Annotated in this window: 9 protein-coding genes and 3 rRNA genes; 5 read left to right on the top strand and 7 right to left on the bottom strand. The window is 62.2% G+C overall.

Annotated features, from left to right (window positions below; genetic code table 11):
• A 16S ribosomal RNA gene (locus tag DUGA2_RS31845) occupies positions 1–276 on the bottom strand; the annotation flags it as partial.
• Positions 277–720: 444 nt separating this feature from the next.
• Between DUGA2_RS31845 and DUGA2_RS31840 the strand changes: the two genes are divergently transcribed.
• A complete protein-coding gene (locus DUGA2_RS31840) occupies positions 721–2625 on the top strand; it encodes a sigma-54-dependent Fis family transcriptional regulator (RefSeq protein ID WP_070273282.1) in 1905 nt (634 codons plus the stop codon).
• Here the strand turns inward: DUGA2_RS31840 and DUGA2_RS31835 are convergent, their stop codons facing one another.
• Positions 2626–2997 carry a DUF779 domain-containing protein gene (locus DUGA2_RS31835; protein ID WP_070273281.1) on the bottom strand — a complete coding sequence of 124 codons (372 nt, stop codon included), beginning with the start codon at positions 2995–2997 and terminating at the stop codon, positions 2626–2628.
• 2 nt (positions 2998–2999) lie between these two features.
• On the bottom strand, positions 3000–4520 hold the full coding sequence (gene adh, locus DUGA2_RS31830) for an aldehyde dehydrogenase (protein WP_070273284.1): 1521 nt from the start codon (positions 4518–4520) through the stop codon (positions 3000–3002).
• Between the two features lie 192 nt (positions 4521–4712).
• Between adh and DUGA2_RS31825 the strand changes: the two genes are divergently transcribed.
• A complete protein-coding gene (locus tag DUGA2_RS31825; RefSeq protein WP_070273280.1) occupies positions 4713–6815 on the top strand; it encodes a TonB-dependent receptor in 2103 nt (700 codons plus the stop codon).
• On the opposite strand, the gene DUGA2_RS31820 is transcribed toward DUGA2_RS31825, so the two are convergent.
• Both DUGA2_RS31820 and DUGA2_RS31815 read right to left on the bottom strand, forming a co-directional pair.
• On the bottom strand, positions 6812–8221 hold the full coding sequence (locus DUGA2_RS31820) for a hypothetical protein (protein WP_070273279.1): 1410 nt from the start codon (positions 8219–8221) through the stop codon (positions 6812–6814). The two genes, DUGA2_RS31825 and DUGA2_RS31820, sit on opposite strands and share 4 nt — an antisense overlap.
• A 2-nt stretch (positions 8222–8223) precedes the next feature.
• Positions 8224–9462 (bottom strand): SPFH domain-containing protein, encoded by a 1239-nt coding sequence (locus DUGA2_RS31815; RefSeq protein WP_070273283.1) that lies wholly within the window; start codon positions 9460–9462, stop codon positions 8224–8226.
• A gap of 195 nt (positions 9463–9657) precedes the next feature.
• Here DUGA2_RS31815 and DUGA2_RS31810 point away from each other — a divergent pair, with 195 nt between their 5' ends.
• Genes DUGA2_RS31810 through DUGA2_RS31800 form a run of 3 tightly spaced genes read left to right on the top strand, consistent with a single transcriptional unit; the run spans position 9658 to position 13707 of the window.
• Positions 9658–10356, top strand: a complete 699-nt coding sequence (locus DUGA2_RS31810; protein WP_070273278.1) for a response regulator transcription factor — start codon at positions 9658–9660, stop codon at positions 10354–10356.
• Between the two features lie 2 nt (positions 10357–10358).
• Positions 10359–12431 carry a HAMP domain-containing sensor histidine kinase gene (locus DUGA2_RS31805; RefSeq protein ID WP_070273277.1) on the top strand — a complete coding sequence of 691 codons (2073 nt, stop codon included), beginning with the start codon at positions 10359–10361 and terminating at the stop codon, positions 12429–12431.
• A gap of 1 nt (position 12432) precedes the next feature.
• Positions 12433–13707, top strand: a complete 1275-nt coding sequence (locus DUGA2_RS31800; RefSeq protein ID WP_070273276.1) for an FAD-dependent oxidoreductase — start codon at positions 12433–12435, stop codon at positions 13705–13707.
• A gap of 75 nt (positions 13708–13782) precedes the next feature.
• Here DUGA2_RS31800 and rrf read toward each other — a convergent pair.
• Positions 13783–13895: ribosomal RNA gene (gene rrf, locus DUGA2_RS31795) — 5S ribosomal RNA — on the bottom strand.
• A 130-nt stretch (positions 13896–14025) separates the two neighbouring features.
• Positions 14026–14865: ribosomal RNA gene (locus DUGA2_RS31790) — 23S ribosomal RNA — on the bottom strand; the annotation flags it as partial.

The raw sequence follows: 14865 nt of genomic DNA, 5'->3' as shown, positions 1-14865 counted from the left end.
GATCGATGCCTTGGTAGGCTTTTACCCTACCAACTAGCTAATCAGATATCGGCCGCTCCAGGAGCATGAGGTCTTGCGATCCCCCACTTTCATCCTTAGATCGTATGCGGTATTAGCGTAACTTTCGCTACGTTATCCCCCACTCCAGGGTACGTTCCGATATATTACTCACCCGTTCGCCACTCGCCGCCAGGTTGCCCCGCGCTGCCGTTCGACTTGCATGTGTAAGGCATGCCGCCAGCGTTCAATCTGAGCCAGGATCAAACTCTTCAGTTTAATCTCTGTTTATTTGGCATTTCTGCCACCGTCATTGCTGACGGGTCGCTCACTCAAAATACTGACAGGCCACTACTTTCGTAGCGCCTATTTCATTACTTCTTGTGAACATTTGATATTTTAAGTATCAGCAGGACTAGCCTGCTGTGCACTTTCATCAAACGTCCACACTTATCGACTGTTAATTTTTAAAGAACTTATTCGGTACTGCTTGCTGAAGAAGCGTTGTGTTCATCAGCGAAGAGGCAAGATTATGAACTGTTTCGTTTATCTCGTCAAGCCTGTTTTTTCTCCGCTCTTCGCTGCATTTACATGCTGCGTTTTGCGGGGAGGCGAACTATAGCAAAGCCTGGGCGAAACTGCCAAGGTTTATTTTCCGCTCGCGCTCCGTTTGCGCTACATTAGCTGACAGAGCCGAACACGGCCCCCCGGAGACGAGACAACATGGAACGCCAGACCGCGCCACATCGCAACACGGCATGGGAAGACAGCATGCCGCTGATTATCGAGACCTCGCACCAGCGATCGCAGAAGTACGGCCTGCGCCCCGACTCCCGCGTAGACTTCGGGCCGACGCCGAAGACCGAGCTATCGCTGCTGTTCGAGAAGAACCGCCTGCTGCACACGCATGCCGTGCCGGCGATGGAGACGCTGTACCAGCAAATCGTCAACACCCACAATATGGTGATCCTCACCGATGCGAACGGCGTGATCGTTCACTCGCTCGGCGACGATGACTTTCTTGAGAAGGCCAGCCGCGTCGCATTGCAACCCGGCGCCGCCTGGTCCGAACAAAGCAAGGGCACCAACGCAATCGGCACGGCGATCGCGGAACAGGCGGCGGTGCTGGTCCACGCCGACCAGCACTACCTGACAGCCAACCACTTCCTCACCTGCTCCGCCGCGCCGATCACCGACCATCTCGGCAACGTAATCGGCGTACTGGATGTCTCAGGCGACCAGCGCAGCTTCCACAAGCACACCATGGCGCTGGTGCGCATGTCTGCGCTGATGATAGAGAACCAGCTGTTCTCGTCCACCTTCGAAGACGCGATCACACTGCACTTCCACGCGCGTCCGGAGTTTATCGGCACGCTGATGGAAGGTATCGCCTCATTCTCGCCGGGGGGCCGCTTCCTCGCCGCCAATCGCAATGGACTATTCCAACTGGGCCTGTCGTTCAAGGAGCTGCAATCGCATACCTTTAGCTCCCTGTTTGGATTGCCCGTCTCCGCGCTGTACGAACACTATCGCACCGCCTCCCCCGGCCTGCTGAACCTCTGCATGCACAGCGGCGTACGCGTGGCCGGCCGTGCGCAACTGCGGCTCTCCAACACCGTGTTCCAACAATCTCTGACGCCCGAGCCTCCAAGCGCCGTCGCCGCCAACCAGGCGGCTGCGGCCAAGCGACGCCTCTCCGGCCTGCGCTACCTGCGCACCGGCGACCCACAACTGGAACTGGTGATCGACAAAGTCACGCGCGTGCTGGGCCACGACATACCGATCATGATCATGGGCGAAACCGGCACCGGCAAGGAACTGCTGGCGCAAGCGATCCACAACGATTCGCCGCGCGCCATGAGCCCCTTCGTTGCGGTCAACTGCGCATCGATTCCGGAGACGCTGATCGAGTCCGAACTGTTCGGCTATGAAGACGGCGCCTTCACGGGCGCGCGCAAGAAAGGCGCGACCGGCAAGATCCTGCAAGCGAACGGCGGCACGCTGTTCCTCGACGAAATCGGCGACATGCCATTCAGCCTGCAAGCCCGCCTGCTGCGCGTGCTACAGGAGCGCATGGTGACACCGCTGGGCAGCGACAAATCCATCCCGGTGAACGTGGAGCTGATCTGCGCGACCAATCACAATCTGCGCAACCGCATAGCACAAGGGCTGTTTCGCGAGGACTTGTACTATCGCCTGAATGGATTGGTGGTGAAGCTGCCGCCGCTGCGCGAGCGTACCGACCTGGAAACCGTGGTCAAGAAAATCCTGGCGACCGAATCGAACAACGGCCGCTATCGCGTCTCGGACGAACTACTGCAGCTGTTCCGGCGCCACCGCTGGCCCGGCAACTTCCGCCAGCTGACCAACCTGCTGCGCACGGCCAAAGTGATGGCGGGCGACGAACACGAAATCTGCCTGCGCCACATGCCGGACGACTTCCTCGACGATATGGAACAAGCGCCAGCAAAAGAAGAACCCGTCGCCAGCGGCGCCAACCTGGAAGAGATGGAGCAGTCGGCGATATTGAAAGCGCTGGCGGCGCACGGTGGCAATGTCTCCGCCACCGCGCGTGCCCTCGGGGTATCGCGCAATACCATCTACCGCAAGGTACCCAACCTGAAATAGTCAGGCCGATTGCTTCAACACGGCCAGCTCTTCGTCGGTGAACAGGCGCGAGCGGGTCAGGAACCGCTTGCCCGTGCCGTTATCGAGCGAGAACATGCCGCCGTTGCCATCGACGACATCGATGATCAACTGTGTGTGCTCCCAGTACTCGAACTGTTCGCAGCCCATGTAGAACGGCGTCCCGTCCAGATTACCGAGATAGACATCGGTATCGCTGATGTTGAACTCTCCCGCCGGATAACACATCGGCGCGCTGCCGTCGCAGCAGCCTCCGGACTGGAAGAACATCAACGGCCCATGGCGGCCACGCAGGGTGGCGATCAGTTCAAGCGTCGCCGGCGTGGCCGTGACACGGGCGATGACGTGGCCCATGGCTAGAAGAAGCCCAGGGCGTTGGGGCTATAGCTGACCAACAGGTTCTTGGTCTGCTGATAGTGGTCCAACATCATCTTGTGGTTCTCGCGGCCGATACCGGACTGCTTGTAGCCGCCGAAGGCCGCATGCGCTGGATACAGGTGGTAGCAATTGGTCCAAACGCGGCCAGCCTGGATCGCGCGGCCGACGCGGAAGGCACGCGCACCGTCGCGCGTCCACAGGCCTGCGCCCAGGCCATACAGCGTATCGTTGGCGATGCGCAGCGCATCCGCTTCATCCTTGAAAGTCGTGACCGACACCACCGGTCCGAAGATCTCTTCCTGGAAGATGCGCATCTTGTTGTCGCCCTTGAACACGGTCGGGCGCACGTAGTAGCCGTCCTTCATATCGCCCGCCTGCACATTGCGTCCGCCGCCGGCCAGCAGCTCCGCGCCCTCCTGCTTGCCGATGTCGATATACGACAGGATTTTTTCCAGCTGCTCCTGCGAAGCCTGCGCGCCCAGCATGGTGCTGGAGTCCAGCGGATTGCCCTGCTTGATCGCGGCCACGCGGGCCAGCGCGCGTTCGATGAACTTCTCGTAGATCGATTCCTGGATCAGCACACGCGATGGGCAGGTGCACACCTCGCCCTGGTTCAGCGCGAACATCGCAAAGCCTTCCAGGCACTTGTCGAAGAAGGCATCGTCCGCATCCATCACGTCGGCGAAGAAGATGTTCGGCGATTTTCCGCCCAGTTCCAGCGTGACCGGAATCAGGTTCTGCGCCGCGTACTGCATGATCAGACGGCCGGTGCCCGTCTCGCCGGTGAAGGCGATCTTGGCGATGCGCTTGCTGGAGGCCAGCGGCTTACCTGCTTCCAGGCCAAAGCCGTTCACCACGTTCAGTACACCGGCAGGAAGCAGGTCGGCGATCAGCTCCAGCAGCACCATGATCGACGCCGGCGTTTGCTCGGCAGGTTTCAACACCACGCAGTTACCGGCGGCCAGCGCCGGCGCCAGCTTCCACACCGCCATCAGGATGGGGAAGTTCCACGGAATGATCTGGCCGACCACGCCCAGCGGCTCATGGAAGTGATAGGCATAGGTTTCGGAATCGATCTGCGCGACCGAACCTTCCTGCGCGCGGATGCAGCCGGCGAAGTAGCGGAAGTGATCGATCGCCAGCGGAATGTCGGCGGCGGTGGTTTCGCGGATAGGCTTGCCGTTGTCGATGGTCTCGGCCGTGGCGATCAGCGCCAGGTTGGCCTCCATGCGGTCGGCGATCTTGTTCAGGATGTTGGCGCGTTCGGCCGGCGAGGTCTTGCCCCATGCGTCCTTGGCGGCGTGGGCGGCGTCCAGCGCCAGCTCGATGTCCTCCGCAGTGGAGCGAGCCACTTCGCAAAATACTTGGCCGGTGATCGGCGTGACGTTGCCGAAGTACTCGCCCTTCACCGGCGCGACGAATTTGCCGCCGATGAAATTGTCGTAGCGTTGTTTGAAGGGATTGGCGACGCCCAGTTTGCTGATGTCTGCAAGATTCATGTCATCCTCTTTCTGCTGTGGGTATGAGCCGCGCGATGCGGCGGAGTAGTACGCCATGCTCTTTTCGCAAACATCGTGCCAGCGGAAATGCTGGGCAAACCCGGGCTTTGTGGGCTACCAGACTGTGACAACTGTTCACTTTTGACACAGTTGTCCATTCCTGATATTGGTGTCTGCCTAACTGGAGATCACATGAAGCTTCGCCCTACTCATTTGCATGCCGCCGCCGTTTTGTGCGTGACCGGCTTCGCCGTAGCGGCCGAGGAGCCGCCCGAAGTGGTGGTGGTCAGCGCCACGCGCGTCGGCCACACCGTCTTCGATATGCCCGCCGCGATCGATATCGTCGACGCCGACCGCATTCATGCAAGCCAGGCCCGCGTCAACGCATCCGAAGCACTGGCGGCGGTGCCCGGGCTGGTGGCACAGAACCGCCAGAACTATGCGCAGGACTTGCAGATCTCATCGCGAGGATTCGGCGCACGTTCCACATTCGGCGTCCGCGGTGTGCGGCTGATCGCCGACGGCATCCCGGCCAGCATGCCGGACGGCCAGGGTCAGGCCGCCACTTTCAATCTCGATATCGCTGAGCGCATCGAGGTGCTGCGCGGGCCGTTCTCCGCCATCTACGGCAATCACTCCGGTGGTGTCATCCAGCTGTTCACGCGCGATGGCGAAGGCGCCCCCGCACTGGAGGCCACATTGACCGCCGGGAGCTACGGCAGCCGCAAGGCCGATGTCAACGCACAGGGCAAGCAGACAGGCGTCGGCTACGTGCTGGACGCGTCGCGCTTCGAGACCGACGGCTATCGCGGGCACAGCGCAGCCACCCGCGACCAAGCCTATGCCAAACTGACGCTGGCGCCGGCGGATGGCGCGAGGCTCTCCATCGTCGCCAACGCGCTGCGCCAGGACGATACCCAGGATCCGCTGGGTGCGACATGGTCCAGCTATCAGCGCGATCCACGTGCGGGGGAGATCGACGCCACCGATACCCAGTCCCCGAAGCGCACGCTGGCCGACCGTTACAGCACGCGCAAAAGCATAGACCACCAGCAGATCGGCGCAAGCTGGGAGCAGCGCCTGGGCGATGACCGCCTGCGCCTGACCGCTTACGGCGGTAATCGCCAGGTTGTTCAGTACCAGGCGTTTTCCAAGGCATTCCAGGCGCCCGCGACGCATTCCGGTGGCGTGGTCGACTTCGACCGCGACTTCTACGGTGCGGACGCGAACTGGCTGCACGCCACCCAGCTTGCAGGCGGCAAGCTGAGTACCACCGTGGGTATCGAGTACGGCCACTCCACCGACGGTCGCAAGGGATATGACAATTTCATTGGCGTGCAGTTCGGCGTCAAGGGTGCGCTGCGGCGCGACGAGAGCGACAATGTGTCCAGCCTCGATCCCTACATCCAGACCGAGTGGCAGTCCGGTGCATGGATGCTGAGCGCAGGACTGCGCCATAGCAGCGTCAGGATCTCGGTCGACGATCGCTTCCTCGCAAATGGCAACGACAGCGGCGGCCTTGATTACAGCCACACCACGCCTGTACTGGGGCTGCTATACCGCTGGTCGCCGGAACTCAATGTCTATGCCAGCGCAGCACGCGGCTTCGAAACGCCGACGCTGAATGAACTGTTTTACTCGGGCGTGGCCGGCGGTTTCAATTTCGGCCTGCAGGCTGCGCGCAGCACGCATCTGGAAGCAGGCTTGAAGACTCGCCTGAACGAACGCACTCGCGTCAACGCCGCCATCTTCCAGGTTCGTACCAACGACGAACTGGTTGTCGACAGCAGCAACGGTGGACGCACCAGCTATCGCAATGCCGGCAGCACGCTGCGCCAGGGGCTGGAACTGTCGCTCGACTCATCGTGGAACCCGGGCCTGAGCACCCGCGTGGCGTTGGCCACCTTGCGGGCGGTGTACGATAAAGGCTATGGCCTGGTACAGGAAGGCAGCCGGCTGCCCGGCGTCCCCAACGCCTATGCCTACGGCGAGCTGGCATGGCAGGACAGCGACGGCCGCTATGGCGCCGCGCTCGAAGCAATCGCCAGCAGCAGGATCTATGCGGAAGACGCCAATGCCGACCAGCCGGCGCCCGGCTACAGCGTGCTCAATGTGCGCGTCAACGCCAGCCAGCAATGGCGCGGCTGGCGCTTCAAGCAGTTCGCGCGGCTGAACAACCTGCTGGACAAACAATACGTCGGCTCGCTGATCGTCGGCGACACCAACAAGCGATACTACGAAGCGGCGCCGGGACGCAACTGGCTGCTGGGCGTCAGCGCGCAGTATCGGTTCTAACGCAGGCTGACGGTCTGGCGCTTCCAGGCAGGGTCTTGCCAGCGGTAGAACATGCTGAGCGACGACGGCTTGTCGGCGGTCTTGAGCGTCGCCAGCGTATTGATCTCCACCAGCTCGAAACTGCGCTTGAATTTTCCGTCACCCCGCGCTTCACGGGCCACCAGCATATTCTGCGATCCCGGCACCCAGCCGGCGAATTCGGCATAGCCGATATCGGGATCGGCGGCGGCCGGCGGCAGCACATCGACCAGCCATCCGGTGCCGGTCTGATGGAACAGCCACATCTCGCGCCAGCCATCCATCGGCTGCACAGCCAGCGACAGCGCCGTACCCTGCGTGTTCGCGCGGGCCGATGCGGACCACACCACGCCGTAGCTGCAACGGCGGGCCAGCGCATGCTGCTGGTCGTGTTTTGCGTCGACCAGCAACACGCAGGTTTCCCCCGGCTGTCCGGCGACGGCCAGCACGTGCAGGCCTGCGCCTGGAAGCGCCGGCGGCTCCGCAGCCCAGCGCACGCTGCCCACGCGCACGCCTGCCTCGGCGAAGGCACTCGCATCATCGTCGGTCAGTTCCGCCGATTCAACCATGCCCAGTTCGTCCAACGCACGCTGGGCGGGCTGCGTGGCCGGCTCGCCCTTGCGCGCCCGCGCGAAGGCCACCGACGACCAAACCACGGCACGTCTCATATGGATGCGATTGCGCAGATGCGGCGCCAGCTCTTTCAAATCCACACGCTCAAGCACTTCCGCGCGCCACTCATCCAGCGCCACGCGCGCGCCGGGCCGCAGCGCCGGGTCCACGCACTCTTGCCGCGTCAGCCCCAACACAGCGGCCGCGCGCTGCTGCGGCGCAGACAACATCGCCAGCACGCGGCGGAAGGCTTCGCCGTCGTAGCACAACTGCATGCGGCCTTCGCGCTCAAAGCTGCGGATGCCGACGCCGTAGTTGGCCACCGCCTCCAGATGGGCAGCGATGACGATGTCGCCCTGCTTGCTCTGTTTGGAGGACGCGCGCCGCGCCAGCCGGTCGGCCATCGTACCCAGCGCATCGAACGGCTCCGCCGTGATCGCCGCCCCAGGCGCCGCCTTCAGATAAGCGGCCGCATAGCTGATGCCAAGCGACTCCGCTCCCGGCGTATCGCGCAGGAAGCGCACCACCGATAGCAGCTCCGGCGCATCGGCCGGCGACAGCGACACCTTGCGCACCTGCGAGGCGCGGATGTAGCCGGCACGCTCGCGGCGGTAATCGTAGACCTGCAGGAAGTCCTGCCTCTCACCGCGTATCTCCAGGCTGTCGCCCTGCCACAGGACGGCCTGCTGCTGCGCCGAGTCCTTCGGGGCGGCGCGCAACGCGGCCTGGTCCTGCGTAACGATCGCCAGTACGACGGCGGCTGCAATGATCCCCATGATTATTGTCCTTCCTTCGCGCTGTCCGCAGTTTCGCCGCTGATCGTCGCCATGCGCGGCGGCCTACCATGCTGGCTGCCCAGCAGCGCCGAACCGATAAAGCCGCCGTCGGTCGGCGACGGCGCAATGATGACCGACACCTTGTCCGACAATTTATCCGCCATGGTCTTCTGGATCAGCAGCGGGTTGCGGGTAATCAGATCGCCCTCGCGCTCCATCTGCGCCGCAACCACCTTGCCTACCAATTCCTGGCGATAGGCTTCCGCGTCCGCCAGCTTGCGGCGCGAATCGGCTTCGCCGGTGGCTTCGATCACGCGCGCCTGCGCGTTGCCCTCGGAGGTTTTGATGCGCGCCATTTTCTCCGCCTCCGCTTCCAGCTTGCGCTGCTCGATCTGTTTCTGCTTGAACGGCAGCACATGCGCCATCGCCTGCTCCTGCGCCCTGGCCGCGATGATCTGCTCATTGCCGGCCGCTTCGGCGGCTTTCTCGCGGCGGATCTTTTCCGCATCGGCTTCCAGCGAGGTCTGTTTGACCTGCTTTTCTTTCAGCTCCAGCGTGTAGCGCATCTTTTCCGTTTCCAGCTCCTCGGCCAGCAGCTTCTCCATGCCAGCCTGATACTCTTCCGGCAGCGTGATCTTGCCGATGGTGATGCCGCGCAGCGTGATGCCGTCGGCCGCGAGCTTGGGCTTGAGCTCAGTCTCGATCGCCTGCTGGATCTCGCCCCGCTTGGTCGAGAAAATCTCGCGCACCGTGTAGCGGGTGAACACCTTGTAGATCACACCCTGCACCGCCGGTTCGACGATGGAGCCGTTGATATCCGGCGGCAGCGACTGCGCCATGGCGGCGACACGGTTCACATCCAGCGCATAGCGCACCGACATGTCTACGCCCAGCGCCAGGCCTTCGACCGACTGGAACGGCGCCTTGTCATCGCCGCTCGGGCGGTACACCTGGTCGCGCAGCGACACCTGGCGCAGCACGTGCACGCCTGGCACCATGAACACGGCGCCATCGCGTACGGTCATGGCGGAACCGGTCAGCTGGTTGGTGCGGATACCCAGGCTGCCGGGCGACAGCTTGGCCATCGGCGGATGGGTGGCCAGGCCATAGACGGCGGCGCCGGCCAGGCCCAGCGCCACCAGCATCGCGCCGTTGCGGCGCATGCCGTTCATCGCAGCGACGGCGCCGCCGCTCAAAGTCGCGCGCACCGCCTGCACCATCCGCTTGATCCGTTCTGCCACGATATTCACCTTCTCCTGGTTGTTTGATTTCAGGGCCTATCCCTGAGACGCATGGTGCGCCGGGAGCCGCGGAAGTATCAACGCTGCCGCCGCCCAGCTATGCTCCGGCGGCGTGAAGAAATCCTCACAGCGGGTTTATGACTTTTTCCATAAAAGCGTGGATACTCTTGGCATTGACAGTCAGTGGAGTACAGCATGGCCAGAGTCGCCGTCATCGAGGATGATCTGCCGACCAGCAATCAGCTGCGGGCGTGGATAGAGTCGGCGCGGCCCGGCATCGCCGTCGACCAATGGTTCAGCCGCGACGATGCCGAGGCGGCCATCGCGCGCGAACGCTACGACCTGGTGGTGCTCGATATCGAACTGGGGCGCGAACGCCATGCGGGTGTCGCCATCATCAACGCCATCAACAAGCGCCATGCCACGCCGGTGTTGGTGGTGTCGGCCATGCCGGCCACCATCTACCGTAGCATCATGAAGGCGCTCGATGCCTGGGACTATCTGCAGAAAGCCACGTTCGAAGAAGCCGACTTCATCGAGACCTTCCTGGAAATCCTGCGCTCGGTGAAGGAAAAGCCGGAACCGGCGGCCGCCGCCGCCAGCGATGAGTTGAGCATGGACCCGCTGCGCCAGCGCACGCCGACCTGGCGCGGCCATCGCATCAATTTGCCGCTGACGGCGCAGCGCATATTGGCGGTGCTGTTTGCGCGGCGCGGCCAGGTGGTGTCCTACGATGAGCTGTTCGAAGTCGTGAAGAGTGGCCGCAATCGCGACAATATACGCAAGCATGTCAGCACCATCCGAGACGCTTTCCGTGAAATCGATCCGGACTTCGCCAGCATCGAGAACATTCCGATGCGCGGCTTCCGCTGGGCCGACACCGAAAGCCGCTGACCGTGAACTGGCGCCGGCTCAGCCTCGTCCCCTACCGCCTGCGGCTGCTGCTGAGGGCAGCCTTCGTCTTCCTGATGGCGGCCACGGTAGGCTTGGCACTGTCCGTGGTACAGCAGGAAAAACAACTCAGCTACAAAAACTATCAAGGCAGTTTTCAGAAGACCCGCGTGCAGGTGGCGGCGACGCTGCGCCATCCGACCGGGCAACTGGCTTTGCTCAATCCCCAGCCGGCGGCCGCGCGCGCCGCACTGCATCCGCTGCTGCTGCCTTTCGCCGCGCTCGATTTCGACGATCTGCAAAAAGTACAGCAAGCGGTGGCGATGTCCGGCTGCCTGGCGCAGTACACCAATAACGGCTCGCTGTGCGTCGGCATCGGCAACAACCCGTGGGCGGGAGGATTCATCTACGTCGCCGGGACTTTCGACGGCGCGCAGCTGGTCCCACATACACGCGGCGACCAGGTGGTGGATCAGGCGCACCGCGTCAAGGTTAAGGTCAGCCTGCGCGGCCAGAGCTATGAATGGATTGCGCCGTTCGAGAAAAGCACCGAGCCGCAAACGCCCGGCCACCGCTTCGGCGGCATGCGCGGACGCCTGACCGGCTTCGCGGCGGCCGACGTGGCGCGCGCGAAGGCGCCGGCGGTGAAGGATTTTCGCGGCTGGATCTGGCAGAACCCAAGCTGCACCGACCGCGCTGCCGCCGACGACGACAGCAGCTGCACGCGCAGCGCATTCTTCTCGCTGCGCTTGCCGGTAGGCGTGCTGCAGGATGCATTGTTCGAAAAGCGCCGGCCTGTCTGGCCGCCGGCAGACCTGGACCGCATCGACGTCAATATCGCGGTGCTGCCGCCGGGCGATGGCGCTCCGCTGCTCGACAGCGGCACCGGCCCGAGCACACCGGCGTTTTCGCTGGCGGACCTGAAGCCCATGCTGCTGCCGGGCGAGAGCCTGCAAATCCGCCGCCTGGCCGACGGCGTCGCGCTGCCGTTGCTGGTGGGGCCGGTCGATCCGGAAGACCAGTCCTGGCATTTCGTGACGACGTTGATCCGTCATCTGCCGGTGGATGCCTACGATGTGCCGCTGGAAGCGAGGGAAGTCATCACCACGCCGGCCGGTAGTTATGAAGTGCTGCTCAAGGGTGATGTCCGCAGCGTCAGCAAAAGTTTGAGCGTGGTGGCCAGCCGGCTGGTGTGGTTTGTCGGCGCGATGCTGGCGGCCTTGATGCTGGCCTGGCTGGTGATCGAGATCGGCATCATCCGGCGCATCAAGGTGCTGATCAAACGCGCGGACGATGTGGGTGAGCGGGTGAAAGCTGCACGCGGTTTTTCGGAAGCCGATCTGGCCGATCTGCGCGGCGCGGATGAACTGGGCGTGCTGGCCACCGGCCTGCACGATCTGCTACGCCGCGTACGGGAGGACGTCGAACGCGAAAACATCCGCGCCGCGCAGGAGCGCGACATGTGGCATGCGGTAGGCCACGAGATCATGTCGCCGTTGCAGTCGCTGATGGTTTTGCACGGCAGCCCGATGGACGACAGCCACCGCTACATCAACCGCATGCAGCAGGCGATCCGCGTGCTGTACAGCCGCGCATCGCCAAGCGAGGCGTTCCAGTCTTCCGAACTGCAGGTCACGGAGGTTGATTTGACGGCCTTCCTGCAAAACGTCGCAGAGAATGCATCGTGTATCGGCATCGAAGGCGTGGTCTTCCTCGGTCCGGCCTCGCCGCTGAGCGCACGCGCCGATGAGTATTCGCTGGAAGATGTCGTCACCCACGTGCTGCGCAACGCCGAGCGTTATCGCCAGCCGGGCAGCCCAATCACCATTACGCTGGAGGGCAGCGATACAGGGGCGGCAATCGCCATCCACAATCAGGGGCCGCAGATCGCGGCCGATATGATCGGTAAAATTTTTGAGTACGGGGTTTCGGACCAGCCAGGATCCGGCGCGGACGGCAACCGCGGCCAGGGCTTGTTTGTCGCCAGGACCTATATGGCAAAAATGGGCGGCACGATCGTCGCGCAGAATCAGCCGAACGGCGTATGCTTCATACTCAATCTACAGCGCAGCGGCTGACATGCATCCTTCACCAACATATGACGTCATCGTCGTCGGCAGTGGGCCGGGCGGCGCCAGCGTGGCACGCGAACTGGCTCGGCGGCAGTTGCGCGTGCTGGTGCTGGAGCAAGGCAGCGCCGCTCCGCTGGAGGGAACGCTGGCGCAAATGGCCGGAATCGCGGCCGTACCGGGCAAGAGCGCCTTCCTGCATCGCGATGCTTCGCTGCTGGTAAGCGGCATCGCGGCCGGCGGTACATCGACGATCAACTTTGCTACTGCCGCGCCACCTCCGTTAGCGATGTTCGCGGCACACGGCATCGACCTCGGGCCCGCGCTGGCATCGCTGCGCGCTGAGCTGCCAATGGGGCCGCTGCCCGATACGCTCATCGGCCCGATGGCACAACGCATCCGGCAAGGCGCCGAAGCGCAGCAGCTGGACTGGCAAAAACTCGACAAGATGATACGTCCGCAGATTTGCCGCACCGGGTGCTGGCGTTGTGTCTATGGCTGCCCTTTCGGCGCCAAGTGGACGGCGCGCGACTTTCTCGACGAGGCGGTACAACTGGGCGCGACACTGATCGCGCAAGCCAAGGCGGAGCAGGTGATAGTGGAAGACGGCCGCGCCATCGGGGTGCGTTATCGTCATGGGGGTGCGGTGCGGCAGGCGTTCGCGGCGAAGGTGGTGCTGGCCGGCGGCGGCATCGGCACGCCGCGCTTGTTGCATCGCTCGGGTTTGCATACGGCCTGCAGTACCTTTTTCAGCGATCCCGTGGTGGCCGTGATGGGACTGGTGGACGATATCGATGGCGGCGCCGAAGTGCCGATGGCGTGCGGCCTGTATCTGCAACAGGAAGGTATCGCATTGGCGGACATGACGCTGCCGAAGCCGATGTACCAGGCCTTCGCCGCGCAAGTGGGGCGCGTGGACCGGCTGCTGGCGCACGCACAAACGCTGACTTTGATGGTCAAGATACGTGACGATATCGGGGGCAGCATCGGGCCGCGCTGGGTCGACAAGACACTGACCGCAGCCGACCGGCGCAAGCTGGCAACCGGGGTTGATATGGCGCGAGGCATTTTGCGCGCCGCCGGCGCAAAGAGGATATTCAAGAGCTGGCACTTTGCCGCCCATCCCGGCGGCAGCGTACGTCTCGGCGAAGGCGTGGACAGCACGCTGCAAACCGGCACCGCAAACCTGTATGTCTGCGACGCATCGGTGATTCCTCAGCCATGGGGACTGCCACCCACACTGACTTTACTGTGCCTGGGCAAGCGCCTGGGGCAATTTCTATAGACGAAAAAAACCCCCACCTGCACTGAACGCAAAAAAGCCCACCAGGATCACCTGGTGGGCTTCTTCTTATAACTAGCCTGACGATAACCTACTTTCACACTGGTTGCAGCACTATCATCGGCGCAGAGTTGTTTCACGGTCCTGTTCGGGATGGGAAGGGGTGGGACCAACTTGCTATGGTCATCAGGCATTGACTTGTACGAGCGACGCTTTCAGCGGCGCTCCGAATCTGGAGAAGTAAGTAAATGGGGTAATGAAGTTGTTGTATCAACGAACGTTCCAACGTACTTCTTATTCACCATAACCTGCTAAGGTTATAGGGACAAGCCGTACGGGCAATTAGTATCAGTTAGCTTAATGCATTACTGCACTTCCACACCTGACCTATCAACGTCCTGGTCTCGAACGACCCTTCAAAGAGCTCAAGGCTCTGGGAAATCTCATCTTAAGGCAAGTTTCCCGCTTAGATGCTTTCAGCGGTTATCTCTTCCAGACTTAGCTACCCGGCAATGCCACTGGCGTGACAACCGGTACACCAGAGGTCTGTCCACTCCGGTCCTCTCGTACTAGGAGCAGCCCCCTTCAAATTTCCAACGCCCACGGCAGATAGGGACCAAACTGTCTCACGACGTTTTAAACCCAGCTCACGTACCACTTTAAATGGCGAACAGCCATACCCTTGGGACCGGCTACAGCCCCAGGATGTGATGAGCCGACATCGAGGTGCCAAACTCCCCCGTCGATATGAACTCTTGGGAGGAATCAGCCTGTTATCCCCAGAGTACCTTTTATCCGTTGAGCGATGGCCCTTCCATACAGAACCACCGGATCACTATGTCCTACTTTCGTACCTGCTCGACTTGTCAGTCTCGCAGTTAAGCACGCTTATGCCATTGCACTATTAGCACGATGTCCGACCGTACCTAGCGTACCTTCGAACTCCTCCGTTACACTTTAGGAGGAGACCGCCCCAGTCAAACTGCCTACCATGCACTGTCCCCGACCCGGATAACGGGCCAAGGTTAGAACCTCAAATGAACCAGGGTGGTATTTCAAGGATGGCTCCACGAGAACTGGCGTCCCCGCTTCAAAGCCTCCCACCTATCCTACACAGATTGATTCAAAGTCCAATGCAAAGCTACAGTAAAGGTTCATGGG

This window comes from Duganella sp. HH101 (assembly GCF_001758795.1).
Classification (GTDB): domain Bacteria; phylum Pseudomonadota; class Gammaproteobacteria; order Burkholderiales; family Burkholderiaceae_D; genus Rugamonas; species Rugamonas rivuli.
Note: the sequence above shows the minus strand (reverse complement) of the source record. Positions and strands in the feature narration are given on the sequence as shown.

Excerpts from the sequence above, each read along its gene's own strand:
- DUGA2_RS31840 (WP_070273282.1), top strand. The coding sequence starts at position 721 with ATGGAACGCCAGACCGCGCCACATCGCAACACGGCATGGGAAGACAGC.
- DUGA2_RS31835 (WP_070273281.1), bottom strand. The coding sequence starts at position 2,997 with ATGGGCCACGTCATCGCCCGTGTCACGGCCACGCCGGCGACGCTTGAA.
- adh (WP_070273284.1), bottom strand. The coding sequence starts at position 4,520 with ATGAATCTTGCAGACATCAGCAAACTGGGCGTCGCCAATCCCTTCAAA.
- DUGA2_RS31825 (WP_070273280.1), top strand. The coding sequence starts at position 4,713 with ATGAAGCTTCGCCCTACTCATTTGCATGCCGCCGCCGTTTTGTGCGTG.
- DUGA2_RS31820 (WP_070273279.1), bottom strand. The coding sequence starts at position 8,221 with ATGGGGATCATTGCAGCCGCCGTCGTACTGGCGATCGTTACGCAGGAC.
- DUGA2_RS31810 (WP_070273278.1), top strand. The coding sequence starts at position 9,658 with ATGGCCAGAGTCGCCGTCATCGAGGATGATCTGCCGACCAGCAATCAG.
- DUGA2_RS31800 (WP_070273276.1), top strand. The coding sequence starts at position 12,433 with ATGCATCCTTCACCAACATATGACGTCATCGTCGTCGGCAGTGGGCCG.